Origin of the sequence: Ferruginibacter sp. (assembly GCF_031391665.1) — a bacterium.
In the GTDB taxonomy this organism is placed as follows: domain Bacteria; phylum Bacteroidota; class Bacteroidia; order Chitinophagales; family Chitinophagaceae; genus Ferruginibacter.
On the sequence record NZ_JANMUN010000235.1, the window covers coordinates 41,765 to 58,239 of the forward strand.

15 protein-coding genes are annotated in these 16,475 nt (G+C 35.0%); 6 read left to right on the forward strand and 9 right to left on the reverse strand.

The annotated features are described in order from the left end of the window. Positions 1-104: 104 nt before the first annotated feature. Complete coding sequence (locus ACY651_RS17835) at positions 105-548, reverse strand: MarR family winged helix-turn-helix transcriptional regulator (protein ID WP_462254858.1); 444 nt, start codon at positions 546-548, stop codon at positions 105-107. Positions 549-731: 183 nt separating this feature from the next. On the opposite strand from ACY651_RS17835, the gene ACY651_RS17840 reads away from it, so the two are divergent. The 3 genes from ACY651_RS17840 to ACY651_RS17850 are packed head-to-tail and all read left to right on the forward strand — an operon-like array spanning position 732 to position 4,495. Continuing rightward, positions 732-1,826: a glycosyltransferase gene (locus ACY651_RS17840; protein WP_462254859.1), complete on the forward strand. Its 1,095-nt coding sequence runs from the start codon at positions 732-734 to the stop codon at positions 1,824-1,826. A 5-nt stretch (positions 1,827-1,831) separates the two neighbouring features. Beyond that, complete coding sequence (gene mqo / locus ACY651_RS17845) at positions 1,832-3,322, forward strand: malate dehydrogenase (quinone) (protein WP_462254860.1); 1,491 nt, start codon at positions 1,832-1,834, stop codon at positions 3,320-3,322. A gap of 60 nt (positions 3,323-3,382) precedes the next feature. Beyond that, positions 3,383-4,495 carry an ABC transporter permease gene (locus ACY651_RS17850; protein WP_462254861.1) on the forward strand — a complete coding sequence of 371 codons (1,113 nt, stop codon included), beginning with the start codon at positions 3,383-3,385 and terminating at the stop codon, positions 4,493-4,495. 146 nt (positions 4,496-4,641) lie between these two features. Here ACY651_RS17850 and ACY651_RS17855 read toward each other — a convergent pair whose 3' ends face one another. Continuing rightward, the gene (locus ACY651_RS17855; RefSeq protein WP_462221286.1) at positions 4,642-5,115 is read right to left on the reverse strand and encodes an Lrp/AsnC ligand binding domain-containing protein; all 474 of its coding nucleotides are present in this window, start codon (positions 5,113-5,115) and stop codon (positions 4,642-4,644) included. Between the two features lie 527 nt (positions 5,116-5,642). Here ACY651_RS17855 and ACY651_RS17860 point away from each other — a divergent pair. Further along, positions 5,643-7,490 carry an amidophosphoribosyltransferase gene (locus tag ACY651_RS17860; RefSeq protein ID WP_462254863.1) on the forward strand — a complete coding sequence of 616 codons (1,848 nt, stop codon included), beginning with the start codon at positions 5,643-5,645 and terminating at the stop codon, positions 7,488-7,490. Positions 7,491-7,544: 54 nt separating this feature from the next. Here ACY651_RS17860 and ACY651_RS17865 read toward each other — a convergent pair whose 3' ends face one another. Together ACY651_RS17865 and ACY651_RS17870 are read right to left on the reverse strand one after the other, a co-directional pair. Then, positions 7,545-8,342: a S1/P1 nuclease gene (locus tag ACY651_RS17865; protein WP_462254864.1), complete on the reverse strand. Its 798-nt coding sequence runs from the start codon at positions 8,340-8,342 to the stop codon at positions 7,545-7,547. An 87-nt stretch (positions 8,343-8,429) separates the two neighbouring features. Then, a complete protein-coding gene (locus ACY651_RS17870; protein ID WP_462254865.1) occupies positions 8,430-9,539 on the reverse strand; it encodes an esterase-like activity of phytase family protein in 1,110 nt (369 codons plus the stop codon). A 146-nt stretch (positions 9,540-9,685) separates the two neighbouring features. Between ACY651_RS17870 and ACY651_RS17875 the strand changes: the two genes are divergently transcribed. Continuing rightward, complete coding sequence (locus tag ACY651_RS17875; protein ID WP_462254867.1) at positions 9,686-10,180, forward strand: SixA phosphatase family protein; 495 nt, start codon at positions 9,686-9,688, stop codon at positions 10,178-10,180. Between the two features lie 108 nt (positions 10,181-10,288). Beyond that, positions 10,289-10,933, forward strand: a complete 645-nt coding sequence (locus tag ACY651_RS17880; protein WP_462254868.1) for a hypothetical protein — start codon at positions 10,289-10,291, stop codon at positions 10,931-10,933. Here the strand turns inward: ACY651_RS17880 and ACY651_RS17885 are convergent, their stop codons facing one another. From ACY651_RS17885 to ACY651_RS17905, 5 genes are all read right to left on the reverse strand, one after another. After that, positions 10,934-11,398: a GNAT family N-acetyltransferase gene (locus tag ACY651_RS17885; RefSeq protein WP_462254869.1), complete on the reverse strand. Its 465-nt coding sequence runs from the start codon at positions 11,396-11,398 to the stop codon at positions 10,934-10,936. Between the two features lie 43 nt (positions 11,399-11,441). Further along, positions 11,442-11,990 carry a hypothetical protein gene (locus ACY651_RS17890; RefSeq protein ID WP_462254870.1) on the reverse strand — a complete coding sequence of 183 codons (549 nt, stop codon included), beginning with the start codon at positions 11,988-11,990 and terminating at the stop codon, positions 11,442-11,444. 137 nt (positions 11,991-12,127) lie between these two features. Next, the gene (locus ACY651_RS17895; protein ID WP_462254871.1) at positions 12,128-13,027 is read right to left on the reverse strand and encodes a DMT family transporter; all 900 of its coding nucleotides are present in this window, start codon (positions 13,025-13,027) and stop codon (positions 12,128-12,130) included. Positions 13,028-13,331: 304 nt separating this feature from the next. Continuing rightward, a complete protein-coding gene (gene recA, locus ACY651_RS17900) occupies positions 13,332-14,354 on the reverse strand; it encodes a recombinase RecA (protein ID WP_462220773.1) in 1,023 nt (340 codons plus the stop codon). A gap of 504 nt (positions 14,355-14,858) precedes the next feature. Further along, complete coding sequence (locus ACY651_RS17905; protein ID WP_462254872.1) at positions 14,859-16,403, reverse strand: membrane dipeptidase; 1,545 nt, start codon at positions 16,401-16,403, stop codon at positions 14,859-14,861. Between the last annotated feature and the right edge of the window lie 72 nt (positions 16,404-16,475).

Sequence of the window (16,475 nt, forward strand, 5' to 3'; positions counted from 1 at the left end):
ATTTGTTTTAAAACCCTAACCCCTAAAGGGGAACTAGAGTGTTATTATTTATAGCTCTTTTTACATTTCAATCTTCGCTAAGGTCAAGTCCCCCTTCGGGGGATTTAGGGGGCAAGGTTATCATACACCATCTGCAAAACTTCCTTCGCTATTTCAATTTGCCCATTGGTAACACCCTGCAAAGCTTCGTTTAAAGTGGTATTAGCAACTTCCATACATTTTTCTTCCAGCTCTCTTCCTTCATCGGTTAACACAATCATATTTATCCGCCTGTCTTCTTTCGATGCATTTCTCTTTACTAATTTTATTTTCTCCAGGTTATCCACCAGTCTTGTAATACTGGGTTTATCTCTAAATGTAAAATCGCATAATTGCTGCTGGCTCATGCCATCAGTTTTCCATAAATGATATAACACACTCCATTGCTCAATCGTTATTTCAATATTAGCCTGCTTAAAATTTTTTTGCAAACGCCGCCCAATTGCAGTGCTTGCCTTGCCGGTAATAAAGCTGTAGAGTTCGCCTTTTTTAAATTGGTTGTTGGGCATATAGTTGTTTATGCAACTAAACAAAGATAATAATTATTTTGACCCGTAAAAATTTATTTTTGTGTAACCGGTTCCGCAGTTGGCGGGATACGGCATACCAATATGCAACAGGCTTTAGTCTTCATTTCAATAATATTATTCGGCATTTATTTTTCACTTATTATTTACTACCGTCAAAGCTGGATGTCAATCTCTGATTATAAATTTTCAATTTCAGATTTTCAACCAACCACAAAAATATCAATCGTCATCCCAGCCCGTAACGAAGCGGAAAATATAAAAAATTGCCTTGATTCCATAGTTAACCAATCTTACCCCAAACATTTATTTGAAGTATTGGTAGTTGACGATCACTCTACCGATACCACCACCGAAATAATTTTAAGTTACGCATCACAAAATGTAAAACTCATTTCTTTAAAAGATTTTGTTGCGCCTGCAGCAATAAATTCTTACAAAAAGAAAGCTATTGAAATTGCTGTACAGCAATCAACAGGTGATTTAATAGTTACAACCGATGCCGATTGTTTTGTACCGCAAAACTGGTTGCAAACTATTGCTGCATTTTATCAGGAAAAAAAAACGGAGTTTATTGTAATGCCTGTTGCAATTGATTGCAGTTTTCGATTTATAGAAATGTTCCAAGCGGTAGATTTTATGACGCTGCAGGGAATAACCGGCGCAGCAGTATATAAAAAAATGCACAGCATGTGTAATGGTGCAAATTTGGCTTACACCAAAAAAGCATTTGTACAAGTAAATGGTTTTTCAGGTGTTGATAATATCGCCAGCGGCGATGATATGCTGCTGATGCATAAAATTTATAAACAATATCCTTATGGTATAGCCTATTTAAAAAGCAAGGACGTAATTGTACATACCGCACCTGTAAAAACTATTGCAGAGTTTTTTAACCAACGCATCCGATGGGCAAGCAAGGCGGATAAATACGATGATAAAAGAATTTTTGGGGTGTTGTTGGTGGTTTATTTTTTTAACATGTTGTTGGTGATATTACCAATTTTGGCTTTGATAATGAATATTCAATATTCAATGTTCAACATTCAATATTCAACTTTTGGTGCATGGTTGTTTTTACTGTTTTTAAAAATAATTACAGAACTATTTTTTTTATTTCCTGTTGCAAAATTCTTTAATAAACAAACGCTGTTATGGTTATTTCCTTTGATGCAGCCTTCCCATATTCTCTATACGGTTATTGCAGGTTGGCTGGGTAAATTCGGAAGTTATAAATGGAAAGATAGAAACGTAAAATAAATAAGATGAATTTTAAGAATAACATGGGTGCTGAGGTTGTATTAATTGGCGCAGGTATAATGAGTGCAACCCTGGCTATATTTTTAAAAGAATTAATGCCCGATGTTTCAATCACTATTTTTGAAAGGTTGAACAAACCTGCCGAAGAAAGCAGCGATGCATGGAATAATGCCGGCACCGGCCACTCTGCCTTTTGCGAATTAAATTATACCACGGTAAAAGAAGATGGTACAATAGATATCAGCAAAGCTTTAAAAATTGCATCGCAGTTCGAAATGTCGAAACAGTTTTGGGCTTACCTGGTGCAGCAAAAATATATTTCATCTCCAAAAAATTTTATCAATCATGTACCACATTTAAGTTTTGTTTGGGGCGATGAGAATGTACTTTTTTTAAAAAATCGTTTTGATGCGCTCACAAAAAATATTTTATTCAATGGCATGCAGTTTTCCACCGATGCAAAGCAATTGCAAAACTGGATGCCTTTGGTTATGGAAGGAAGATACCCTGCAGAAAATGTTGCCGCTACAAAAATGGACTTGGGTACCGATGTAAATTTTGGATTGCTCACTGATGCCATGTTTGCACATTTAGAAAGTTTAAAAAATGTAACGTTGTATTTAAATCACGAGGTAAGAGATTTGGAAAAACAGGATGATAGAAAATGGAAATTATCTGTAAAAAATTTATTGAATGATGATAAAATAAAAATGAATGCCGATTTTGTTTTTATTGGCGCAGGTGGCGGGTCGTTATCATTATTACAAAAATCGGATATTGAAGAAGCAGAAGGTTATGGCGGTTTTCCCATTAGTGGACAATGGTTGCGTTGCACCAACGAAAATATTATTCAACAGCATGATGTAAAAGTTTATGGCAAAGCCGGTGTAAATGCACCACCTATGAGTGTGCCGCATTTAGATACACGAATCATCAATGGAAAAAAAGAATTGCTCTTTGGCCCCTTTGCAGGTTTTAGTACTAAGTTTTTAAAAAATGGTTCGTATTTCGATTTACCTAAAAGTATGGAGTGGCATAATATGGTGCCGATGCTTTCTGCAGGCTGGCACAACTTGCCGCTTACAAAATATTTAATTCAACAGGTTACACAATCTGCCGAAGACAGGTTGAATGCGTTGAAAGAATATTATCCTCATGCAAAAATGGAAGACTGGGAATTAGTAATTGCAGGGCAGCGGGTGCAGGTAATTAAAAAAGATGAAAAAGAAGGTGGCGTATTGGAATTTGGAACCGAATTAGTTTGTGCTGCCGATGGATCGTTAGCCGCTTTACTGGGTGCTTCTCCCGGTGCTTCAACAGCAGTTGCAGTAATGATAAATGTTTTAAAAAATTGTTTTAAAGAAAGTTTTGAAAGTGATGACTGGCAATTAAAATTAAAAGAGCTATTGCCCACTTTTGGAAAACGCTGGGAAGATTATGAAATACTTTGCCAGGAAATAAGAGAATGGACTAATGATGTGCTGGAATTAAATTAGTGCAGAAGTTGATGGTTTAGATGTTTAGGGTTTACTTATTATTCTTGCTACTTTTACATTATGCAGCAATCTCTTTCTTATAACCAGCAAACCTGGAAGCGGCTTAAAAAAAATAAAAGCGCTTTGTTTGGTTTGTTCATTATCTGCATTGCTGTGCTTCTGGCAATGTTTGGTTATTTAGTTGCTCCTGATAATTCTCCCAATGCCGATTTACAAAATGTGGAGATACAGGCAAAGAAACCGGGATATACACAACAGTTTTTAAAAGTTCCAGATTTTAAAAACAGCAGCTATGAAAATTGGTTTACTATTTTATTATCCGGCAAAAAAAATAATTACCGTTTAATTCCTGTAAGTGGTTATGCTGTAAAAAACGACAGTCTTTTTATAAATAAATTTATTGATGAGGATACTTCAGTGGTTCAATATTTTTCGGTTAATCAGCTTACTAATAAGCATCCGGAAAATTTTACTACACAAAATATTATTGTTAAAAAATACTGGCTGGGTACCGATAAATTTGGCCGTGATATTTTAAGCCGCTTAATTATTGGCACAAGGGTAAGTTTAGCGGTTGGTTTAATTGCAGTGCTTATCTCCTTAACATTGGGTATTATTTTAGGTTCAATTGCAGGTTATTTTAAAGCCTGGATAGATGAAGTGGTAATGTGGCTGGTAAATGTTACCTGGAGTATTCCTACTTTACTTTTGGTTTTTGCCATTACTTTGGCTATGGGCAAAGGGTTTTGGCAAATATTTATTGCTGTTGGGCTAACCATGTGGGTTAGTGTGGCCCGTTTGGTCCGTGGGCAGGTAATGGCCATAAAAGAACTGGAGTTTGTACAAGCGGCAAAAGCTTTGGGTTACACCAATTTTAGAATAATTGCTAAACATATTTTACCCAATATACTGGGGCCAATTTTAGTTATTGCTGCCAGCAATTTTGCAACTGCTATAATTGTAGAAGCCGGTTTAAGTTTTTTGGGTATTGGTGTACAACCGCCTCAGCCCAGCTGGGGTTTAATGATAAAGGAGAATTACAATTTCATTATTACTCATAATCCTTTACTGGCTTTAATACCCGGATTTGCTATAATGTTATTGGTGCTTGCTTTTAATTTATTAGGCAATGGGTTGAGGGATGCGGTGGATGTGAGAACCAGCCCCTCCTAAATCCTCCCCGGAAGGGAGGACTTTAAGCACTAAAATATTTTAGGCTTGCTTTTTTTTCAACAAATTTTTTTTTGTAAAATTAATCTTCGCTTTATTCTTCTTCATTTCCCTCCCCTCCTGGGAGGATAGGAGGGGCCTGAGCTGCTTTACTCCTTCGGTGCCACCTGCACATTTCTGCTAAAGCCTTCTTCTAAAGAAATAAAAGTTTCAGTTCGTTCAATCCCTTTTATTTTTTGCAATTCATCATGCAAAACATTTCTCAGCTGGTTAATATCTTTACAAACTATTTCTATAAACATGCTGTAATTACCAGTAATGTAATTCAGCCTTACAATTTCCGGTATCTGCATTAAATCTTTTGCAACACTATCGTATAAAGAACTTTTCTCTAAGTAAATACCAACAAATGCGGTAATGTCGTAACCCAGTTGTCTTAAATCTACATTTAATCGTGTACCTTTAACAATACCAAACTCCTGCAACTTTTTTATACGCACATGTATGGTACCTCCGCTGACAAACAATTTTTTTCCAAGATCAGCATAAGATATTTCTGCAGTTTCCATCATCTCGTGGATAATCTGAAGATCTAATTTGTCAAGATTCAATTTAGCAGCCATCTTTAATTTTTATTTTAGTTTAATTTCAATATAACACACAAATATTTGAATTATTTCTATATTTTCCAAATTTTTTATGAATTATTTTTAAAGTAATGGTTAAAAGTGTAGATTTGCACTATCAAGTTCTTAAAAATTGTGGGGTGATGAAATTTTTGGCAGACATGCCCTCTTGTCTCGAGGGTGAGGATAACAGGATAAACGCAGCATAGAGCCGTATTAGTAGCAATACCGATGCGACCGGGGTCGACCACCGAACTTTGTACTGCAGCTAACTGCCTCGTGGAGGTTCGATCCCTCCCCCTACAGCTTTAATTTATTTAAGCCTTTGCATTTTTTTGCATAGGCTTTTTTGTGCTCCTTAATGGCAGCGACCCTCTTGTCTCGAGGGTGAGGATAACAGCTTCTCTTTTACACGCTATCAATCTTAATAATATTTGAAGCAATATTTTTATTTCACATCATCAGCTTTGATTTTAGTTTGCCGCTGTTTTGCAATGCATTAACTTTGCGCCTCACTCCTAATCATGAGCGAAGAAATTAAACACGAATGCGGCCTGGCTTTTATTCGCCTCCGCAAGCCCTTCAGTCATTTTCAACAAAAATATGGTACGGTAATGTATGGGCTTAACAAGCTGTACCTGCTTATGGAAAAGCAGCATAACCGTGGCCAGGATGGTGCAGGTGTTGCTACCGTAAAATTAAATACCGAACCTGGTTACCCTTTTTTACACCGCCTGCGTAGTTGTGCCAACCAGCCCATTGCCGATATTTTTAGTCAGATTGGAAAAGAAATAAATGAAATAGAAAAGTATCAGCCCGATATTAAAAACCACCCGGGTTTGATGAAAGGCCACGTTAATTTTTTAGGAGAAGTTTTGCTGGGGCATTTAAGATATGGTACACAGGGGAAAAACAATGCAGAGTTTTGTCACCCATTTATAAAACGCCACACCATACCTGCAAGAAATTTAGCACTGGCCGGCAATTTTAATTTAGTTAATACCGAAGAATTATTCGGACTGGTAAATATTGATCCGGGTGTGTTTCAGCGCCAGAGTGATCTTGCTGCCATGATGGAAGTAGTGCATCATTTTATTGTAAAAGCTGATGAAGCATTTCCGGGTCATATGGATATTGCTAAAGTTTTAAAAAAAGCCGTGCCTTTATTTGACGGTGGTTTTAATTTTAGCGGATTAATTGGCAATGGCGATGCATTTGTAATGAGAGATTCACATGGCATCCGTCCATCTTACTATTATATAAATGATGATGTAATTGTTGCAGCAAGCGAAAGAGCTGCTATACGTACTGCTTTTAATGTGGGTGAAAATGAAGTGCAGGAATTAATGCCCGGCAATGCATTAATTGTAAAAGCAGATGGCAGTTATACCATTGAAGAAATTTTAGAACCAAAAGAAAGAAAGGCCTGCAGTTTTGAGCGTATTTATTTCAGCCGTGGCAGCGATGAAAAAATCTACAGGGAGCGAATTGCGTTAGGTTATAATTTAAGCGATGTTATTTTAAAAGTTATTAAGTACGATTTAAAAAATACTATTTTCTCTTTTATACCTAATACAGCCGAAACTGCTTTTTATGGTTTATTAAAAGGAGCAGAAGATTATTTAAACAAGATAAAAATAGAACGCATTGCCAGCTGGGGAAAAGATTTTGATGAAGAGCAGTTAACCGAAATGATAACCCGTAAGATACGGTTTGAAAAAATTGCTATAAAAGATGTTAAGCTCCGTACTTTTATTACCGAAGACAGCAGCCGAAACGAAATGGTGCAACACGTATATGATATTACTTACGGCACCGTTAAAAAAAATGAAGATACGCTGGTCGTTATTGATGACAGTATTGTAAGAGGTACTACACTTAAAGAAAGTATTATTCGTATGCTAAGCCGGCTGCAGCCAAAAAAGATAATTATAGTTTCTTCGGCTCCGCAAATACGCTACCCCGATTGTTATGGTATTGATATGAGCAAACTGGGAGATTTTATTGCTTTTAGAGCCGCTATTGAATTACTGCATGATACTAAACAGGAACATATTTTAACTGATACTTTAGAAAGATGCAAAGAGTTACAGCGCAATAATCAGCTGCATACCGAAAATGTAGTTCGTGAAATTTATAAGCCATTTGCATTAAAAGAAATGAGCAAAAAAATTGCAGAATTAATTACTCCAAAAGATATTGATATTCCTATACAGGTTATTTACCAAACCATTGAAAGTTTGCATGAAGCCTGCCCCACCAATACCGGCGATTGGTATTTTACCGGCAACTATCCTACACCCGGCGGCAACAGGGTTTGCAATAAAGCATTTATGAATTATATGGAAGGGAAAAATGTAAGGGGTTATTAACATAGGAAGGTGCCTTTACGGCACGTTCAGATAGAATGCGCCACAGGCGCATTCCTACCGAAATATTTCATTCAACAAACCAGCCAGCCTTATACCACCTTTTAATAATTGGTTGTTTAGTATATCCACATATTTAAAATTATAGGCGTACTCTAATTTTTGATTGGGCGTTTTTATATCTCCGTAAATTTTATCTGCAATCTGGTACGATTCAAATAGCCATTCGGTAAGTGGCTGTTGCTGTAAACTGTTGCGTTGATCTTTATTTGTAAAATTAATGGCTGTTGCATATTCTGTATAACTCAATTGCTGAAAATTTATAAGATGCGTATCCCACAGCGTATGCAAATTTGTAGAATCCCTAAACCATAAAACTCTTATCCTGTTACCGCCTAAATCTTCCAGCCTGCCCACATGCAGTGGCTGGTGTATGTCGCCAACAATATGTATCAGTAACCGCAGATAAAGTATTTTCTTTTCTTTTTCCAAATTTCTATTTTTTAATTCGGCAACTAAAAAATTTATTTTGGTGTAAGCGTCTGTTGCAGTATCTGTAGCTAAAAACGCCTTTACGCTATCGTAACTAAGGCCACTTTTTAAATTTATATAATGCCAGTTAGATAAATAATTATACGCTGGATCCGACTTTATAAAATCGGGCCAGTTGCTTGCCATAGCAACCGACTCTGTTCCTAAAATTTCTGCAATTGCTTTTTTTGTACTTTTTGTAAGATAGCTGTCGGCAATTTGTCCAATTATACGATGCCCTAATACGCCCCAGGCCATGCTGGTAAAAGGCAAATAGAAGAAAGCGCAAAGCAGTAGTATTTTTTTTATTACTGATAATTTCATTGTAAAAAATTTATTCTAAAAGTTTTAGTTAATAAAGATTATTAGAGCAATAAATATAACAACTATTTTTTTCTTGTTCAGCACTTTTTATTCCACCACTTCAAATAATAACAGTTGTGCTTTTTCAAACGGAAAAAAATTATTATCTGCTATAAATAGTAAAGATTTATGGCCATTAGGCAATACAGGGCCAAAAGTAACCCCTTCAATATTATCAATATAAATACCTAAATCATCCATGTTCAACAATAATTTTTTTGTTACCGGTACAAAATTATTGTTTTCCTTAAGCGATTGCACATCCTTAATATTTGTAGCTGTATCTAATGTGGTAATAAAAAGTTTTATTGTGGATGGCAATCTTCCGGTAGAAAAGGATCTTTCCATAACCAATAACTTATTATTACCAACGCTTAAAATATCCGTTACACCATTTATTTTAAATCCGTTTGCCGGGTTAGCAGCATATGCAATGGGTTCTAATTTATAAGCATACTGAGCAGTGTTGGTTTTACTTTCAACATCAAATTTAAAAATGCGGATGTAGGTATCAACATCTTCAAGCCCGGCACGCTGGCCATCTTCATACAGGGGCTCTTCTGTATTTACATAAAGTGTTTTATAATTATCTGCAAAGCTCATTCCTTCCAGTACACCATTTTGCCTTGGCCCTTGTTCAGTTGGATGCATGGTAAGATTAGCCGGCAATTGAAAATTATTTTTAAATTTTCCTTTTACAGTTATGGCAATTACCGAAGGATTTTCCAGCAGCGTATCGGCTGCTTTTACAATTCGTTCCCCCTCGCTGCTCCATACCAATTGTTTTGTAACAGGGTTGTAGCGTATCGCTTCGGGGTCTGGCGTGTGCCATGCATCTTGTTTGTTATTTGGATAAACAGTGTTATTCGGTTGCAGCATATTTACAACTCCTGTAAAACGCATGCTGTCTATTCCTTTTGCGGTTATAAAAATTTTAGCTGTATAAAATCTTGCCGGATTTTTTTCGCTCCTGTCATCACAAATCATGTAATACAATTTATTTTGTGCATCATAATCAATGCCGGATAAGCCGCCAACAGTGGTGTTTTTATACTTCAGGTTAAAAGGAATATCATACTCCCCCAAAAATTTTATTGCACTTATATTTTTTGCAGAAGGTGTTGTAATTATGTTTTGAGAATTGACATGTGATATCATTACTACAATGAAACCAAAAAACAACATTGTTGATTTGAACATTTGCCTTTACTGTTTTAGTGTACAAATTTGGCAAAAGAATTGGATATGTTTTGTTATTTCTGTGTTTATGTAAAAAATAATTTATTTTTATACAAATAAATTTAGTGAAAACATTACTCATCATACGCCACGCCAAAAGCGATCAGAGTTTTTTTGGTAATGATTTTGAGCGGCCCCTGAATGACCGTGGCAAAAAAGATGCGCCTCTAGTTGCAAAAAGATTGTTAGACAGGAATATTGCAATTGATGCATTTGTTGCAAGCCCGGCCAAAAGGGCAAAAAAAACAGCCGAATTATTTTGTGAGACTTACAAAAAAAATGAAGAAGGTATAATTTTCATCAGCTCCCTTTACCATGCGCCTGCAGATGTATTTTACGAAGTAATAAAACAATTAGACGACAATTTTAACACCGTTGCCGTTTTTGCACACAACCCCGGTATTAGTTATTTTGTAAATGGTTTAGTTGCAGATGTGCGGATTGATAATATGCCCACTTGCGCTGTATTTGCAATACAATCAGCTATAAGCAGCTGGAAAGATTTTAAAAAAGAAAAAAAGGAATTTTTGTTTTTTGATTATCCAAAAAATGGGGCTTAGTAATAATATTTTTCCTTAAACACAACCAAATGACTGCAAATTCCGTTAATTATCAACCATACCGGATTACTTTAATTTTTACTGTAATGATTATAAAAAATTATCGTTATGAGAATTGTATTTCTTTTTTCATTTGTACTAATTAGTTTTACAGTTTCAGGCCAAACAAAAAATTATTTGGTTACTGATACAGGTGATAGCTTATATGGAGAAATTAAATTAAGGAATGGTGTTTTTTTGATTTCAGGTAAAAATGGTGAAAACCAAATAAATGCAGATAATGTACGAAAGATTTATGATAAGAAATTTAAGGGAACAATAGTTTTACATTGCAACTTAAATTTATACAGCGATAATCTCTCAGATCTTGAACTTGGGTATATGCCCATAAAACAAAAAGACACTGTAATGGTTTTAAAAGAAATTTATACTACGGAGAAAATGAATTTATATTTTGGAACAGACGATTTAAAAACACAATATTATTTTTATAAAACCCCTTCTGATGCTCTACCCGTACAATTAGTAGTTAGATATTTTCTTAGCGGTGGTTTAGACTCTTATTATAATAACAGGGCTGGCTACGGTGGAGAAAAGTCGAGAATTCATATTGAGATTGATAAGGGTTATGTTAATCAGCTTAAAAATGCCATGGGTAATTGTAACACGATATCAGAAACTGCATGGGAGCTATTAGATTACAGAGATTACAGTTTTAAAAAACTGATTAAACAGTATAATAATTGTAATTAGCTACAATTTCTTTTCAAAATAAACCGCAGTGCTAACCGGGTTATTGTAATAAGCCTCAATTTCATAAAACCCATATTTTTTATACAAATTTATTGCAGGTGTCATGTGGTTTAATGTATCTAGTCTTATGTATTTGTAATTACAGTTTACAGCAAGAGTTATAGCTTTTTCCAACAAAATTTTCCCTACGCCTTTATGCTGGTGAGCTGGTTTTACAAACATCCGTTTCAATTCTGCAATATCTTTTGAAATTTTTCTTATTGCCACACAGGCAATAAAATCATCTTTCTCTTTGCAAAGTATTATTCCACCATTTGTAGAATTATACATTGTTTTTAAATTTTTTAACTCTTCGTTAAAATGCTGAAACCCGAGATCAATATTCAACCATTCCGCATATTCTTTAAACAGCTTTATTGCTGCATCATATTCTTCATCTGTTTGAACTAATATATAATCAGGCATTTTTACAATTAATTTACGCTCTTCATAAAATTAAGATTAAATTTTACAGTCCGTTTACGTTAATTCTTGTAAAAATTATAGTGTCAGTTATTATAGGTTTTAACCAACCTATGGAAGTATCAGGTGTTTTTTGTTCCAAAATTATTTTCATGGTATCATGTAAAGTTCTTGGGCATAAATAACATATTTTCCTTCCTCTACCATTTGTAAATACCCGATTTGTAGTATCTAAAAGCTGAAAATTAAAAGTAAAGCTCTTCTCATCCTTTATTTTAAAGGGAATTCCAAAATGAAATCCATATGCTGAATCAAGAATTTCATTGCCATTGTGATAAGTAAAACTAACTTCCGTCCACGCTGTATCAATTTTCATTTGGGTACCATCCAAAAGATCAAAAGTTACTTTGTCCGGCACGTATTCAATTACAGTTGATCCGTTTGCTTTTGCTTGCTCTTTTGTTTCGCTATGCCCAAATAATCCTTCGCTATTATCACAACTTGCAAGTGTTAAAGGAAAAATAAAACAGAGGAGAATATACTTTTCTCTTTTAGCTAATAATTTACTTACGGACTTACTATAAACATTTAGCATAAACTTTAATTTACAGATAGAACTACTGATGATTTTGTCATACTTATTATTTCAACAAACCTACTTGTAATTCTTTTAATAAAATTTGACAAAAGTCAAAAAATGATAATTTCAGGAAAAATTTTGCATTTATAAAATCAGGTATTTTTCGGTGGTTTATTTGCAAGATAAACACCTGTAAATATCAAAAATGCTGCTGCAATTTTATACAACTCCAATTTTTCATTTAAAAAGATCATAGCAATAAAAGTTGCAAAAAATGGTTGTGTGTAAATATAAAAACCTGCTGCAGAAGCCCCGAGGATTTTTATACCATACACATTAAAAAGATACGCCAAAAAAGTGCCTGTAAAACCAACCAAAGCCATTGTTGTAAAATCAATAGCTGTAAAATTACTCCATTGTATTGCTGTAAACTCATTCCAGCCAAAAGGTAATATCATCACCAGGCCAATGGTAAATATCCATCGCATTATCATTACCGGACTGTATTTAAGCATCAATGGTTTTACAAGTATAAAATAAATAGTGTAAGAAATGGCGTTTATAATAATTAATATGTCGCCCCAGATAACTTCGCTTTTATTTGCAGTACCGCCTTTTGCCAAAATTAAAACTGCAGCACCGGTAATACCCAAAACTAATCCTGCAATTTTAAATACACCAATCTTTTCTTTTAAAAACCATGCCGCAATAAATACAATTAAAATAGGTGTAGTAAGCATCAGCAGCGATGCATGTATTGGATAGGTTAAAGAAAGGCCTTTTAAAAAAAGTAACTGGTTAATGGCAATTCCGGTTAGTGCACATAATACAAAACGCATCCTGTCCTGCTTTTCTATTTTTACAGGAGTTGGTTTTAATAAAAATAATAGCCAGAATAAAATTACGCTAACGCCAACCCTTACCACATTTAATCCAAAGGGTTTTGCAAGTTGTAAATTGGTTAAATGTTTTGCAGCACTTAAGTTTATTGCAAAAAACAGGTTGGTAAACAGGAGCGCTAAGTGGGCAGTAGTTTTTTTATTAGATAGCATGATTGATAATGCAAAAGTAATAATATACTACTTGCCGATTTTGTACGCCGAAATTTTATTTCGGCCCGCTAAAACAAAAGTCAAAAAGGATTTTCGATATACTTTGAGCTAACGCCCAAGTCGGTTTGCCACAGATTGCACAGATTAACACGGATTTTTTTTGCTTTCGGCAAATCATTACATTATTAAAGTAAAATGCATTTAATCTGTGTTAACCTGTGCAATCCGTGGCAAACAAAAAAGTCGTTATGCTTTTACACATAACGACTTTATACTTACTAACCCTAATAAGTGAAAACTAAAACTACGCAGTTTGCATTTCTTTTACCTTTTCTCTTATTTTGGCTTCTATTTCACTCGCCATTTCCGGATTGTCTAACATTAATTGTTTTACCGATTCTCTTCCCTGGCCTAATTTATCGCTGTTGTAACTGAACCAGCTACCACTTTTTTGTACAATGCCCAGCTCAACACCCATGTCAATAATTTCACCCACTTTACTAATACCCTCTCCATAAATAATATCAAACTCTGCCAGGCGGAATGGTGGTGCCACCTTGTTTTTTACCACTTTTACTTTTACATGGTTACCTATTGCCTCGTCGCCATCTTTAATTTGCGTCATACGGCGGATATCTAAACGAACTGAAGCATAAAATTTTAACGCATTACCACCGGTTGTAGTTTCGGGGTTGCCAAACATTACACCAATTTTTTCACGAAGCTGATTAATAAATATGCAGCAACTATTTGTTTTATGAATGGTAGCAGTCAATTTTCTTAAAGCCTGACTCATTAACCTTGCCTGTAAACCCATTTTACTGTCGCCCATTTCGCCTTCCAGTTCAGCTTTAGGTACCAATGCCGCAACAGAATCTATCACTACCACATCCAATGCACCGGAAAGAATTAAACGATCCGCAATTTCTAAAGCCTGCTCGCCATAATCCGGCTGAGAGATCAGTAAATTATCAATATCAACGCCTAATTTTTTTGCATATACACTGTCAAAAGCATGCTCGGCATCAATAAATGCACACATGCCGCCTTTTTTTTGTGCTTCGGCAATTACATGTATTGCCAATGTTGTTTTACCACTGCTTTCCGGGCCATAAATCTCCACTACTCTTCCTTTAGGTAAACCGCCAATACCCAGTGCCATATCTAAACCAATAGAACCGGTGGAAATAACTTCTATTTCCATGTTGGTCTTTTCGTTCATCATCATTACCGAGCCTTTGCCAAAATCTTTATCGATTTTATCCATCGTTAATTTCAGCGCCTTAAATTTTTCTGTTTTTTCCATTTTGTCTGCTGCGTTACTCATGTGTTTTGTTTTTTTATGTGATGTATCTGATTTTGTGTTGTAAATGTAAATGGTGATTCAAAGATAATAACTTTATTTTATCAACACTAATTATTTTAGTATTTTTTTGATAATTTTTTTAGTGCATACTTTTCTAAATAAAAAAACCCATCCCGGAGAACCGGGACAGGATTTGTTCAAGCATGAGAAAAATCTACTAAAGTTATTCTCGAGTTTTCAGGCTAGGCTTAAATACGGGCCCTTAAAAATCTGTCGAAATATATAAGTTTGAAAGGGTTCAATTTTTTGTTATACAAAGAGAAGACAGTTTGCGCAGGTAAACAATACCACAAAGTGGTAATTTTTGGGGGTGAAAACACCTTTTTTAGGCTTGGTATATTTATTAATTATAATAAAGTAGTTGATATTATAATTATATCGTTGGTGTTTTGTAAATACAAAACACAAGTAGTATAAAAGGAGTGTTGGTTTATAAAATTCCCAAAAGTAAATAATACAGTTACACTATCCCTTCATCACTTTTAACCTGCCCAGCATAAAGTTTTTTCCATTGTTGTAAAAAATATTTTCCAGCAGCGTATCAACATTAATAGTATTTAATCCTTCACTATTTAGTAAATCAATTAAGCCATCTCTCATATCTTCCTTCAATTGTATTAAACCGTCAGCATCTTTACAGCAGTCGATGGCGTTTATTAATCCGTCAAAATCGGTACCAATACAAATTTGTTTTATTGCTTTTTTTATATCTATTAAAGGATGATTATTGGCTACCCATAAAATATGCACAATATTGTTTATTAAAAAGCGGCGGTGCATTTCTACATAAAGTGAAGGATCTAAGTTTTCAAAATCTTCGCTTGCCCATACTTCGCTATCGTCTGTCCATGCCGGTAACGCAGTGGGGTTGGGCCCCAAAAAGAAATCGGCTTCCAGGTTGCTGATGTATTCCATATCATGCGGTATAGTAACATTCAGCAATACATTTTCATCTGCAAAACCCAAAATGCGCTGATCGAAAGAAAGGCCAACTATACCTCCCGATAAAAATATGTTTGCTATATCCTCATCATATAAATTAATGCTGCTGCAATTGTAATAGGTTTCTGTATCGTGTTTGCTTTTGGGTTTTAAATAAGTTACTTCGTACACCGAACCTCTATCTGCCGGGGTATGCAATAAATATTTTGCCCGGTGTGCAATAGATAAACCTGTTACGCCTGCATGCGTACAAATAATGGGCTGAATAAATTTTGTATCATCGGTAAAATCTTTAAACCAGGTATATAATTCCCAACGGGTTTTTAAACTCATGTGTTTAATATCCACCAGTATTTTTTTATTTATCATTAATTGTATTACTTCTTCTCCCCATTTTGTAATGCCTTTACGGGTGGGATAAAAAAACGAAGGTGTAAAAAACTGGATACCGTGTGCATGATTGCAAAACGCATTTTGCTGCATGTGGCAAATATTAATAGCCACCACGGTATTGTTATTGGTAAACTCATTAAAGTTATTAGTGAATTCTATTTTTGCAGTTGGGGAATTGGGGTCGTTAAAAAAGCAATGCAGTCCTTCTACAATAATAGCGCCCCAAACAGTATCGGTAATGGCTTCATCAAATTCTGATGCCCTCGTTAAGATTTTAAATTTTTTTCCAGTTGGCATTGGCGCTTTTTGCAACCAGCGCAATTCTTCTTTTATCAATTCGTAACTGTGTACACCGGTGGTTAAATAGGCCAGTTGTGTTTTATCAATAAGATTTACACTGCCTTTATTAACTATTTTTTTTGAGCTTAGCGCCTGGCCAATTTTTTGCTCCGGAGCATGCAGTATCAACCCAATTAATTTTACATCATTATCCCACAGTTGGTTTAAGTTGCTTTGAGAATTGAGTACTTCGTTAAATAATTTATTAATGCTGATGGTTACATCATTAAAAACAGCCAATTTAGCATTTATAAAAATCCATGGCGATGGCTTGGTATCCGGGTTGGCAAACTGTGGCTTTAACCCGGGGTGGCAATGAAAATCGAAGAATGGCATAATAGTAAGGTTTAATGATATTAAATATACTGCTTATGTTTTGGATTTGAAAGGGGAAACTTTACAAATGGA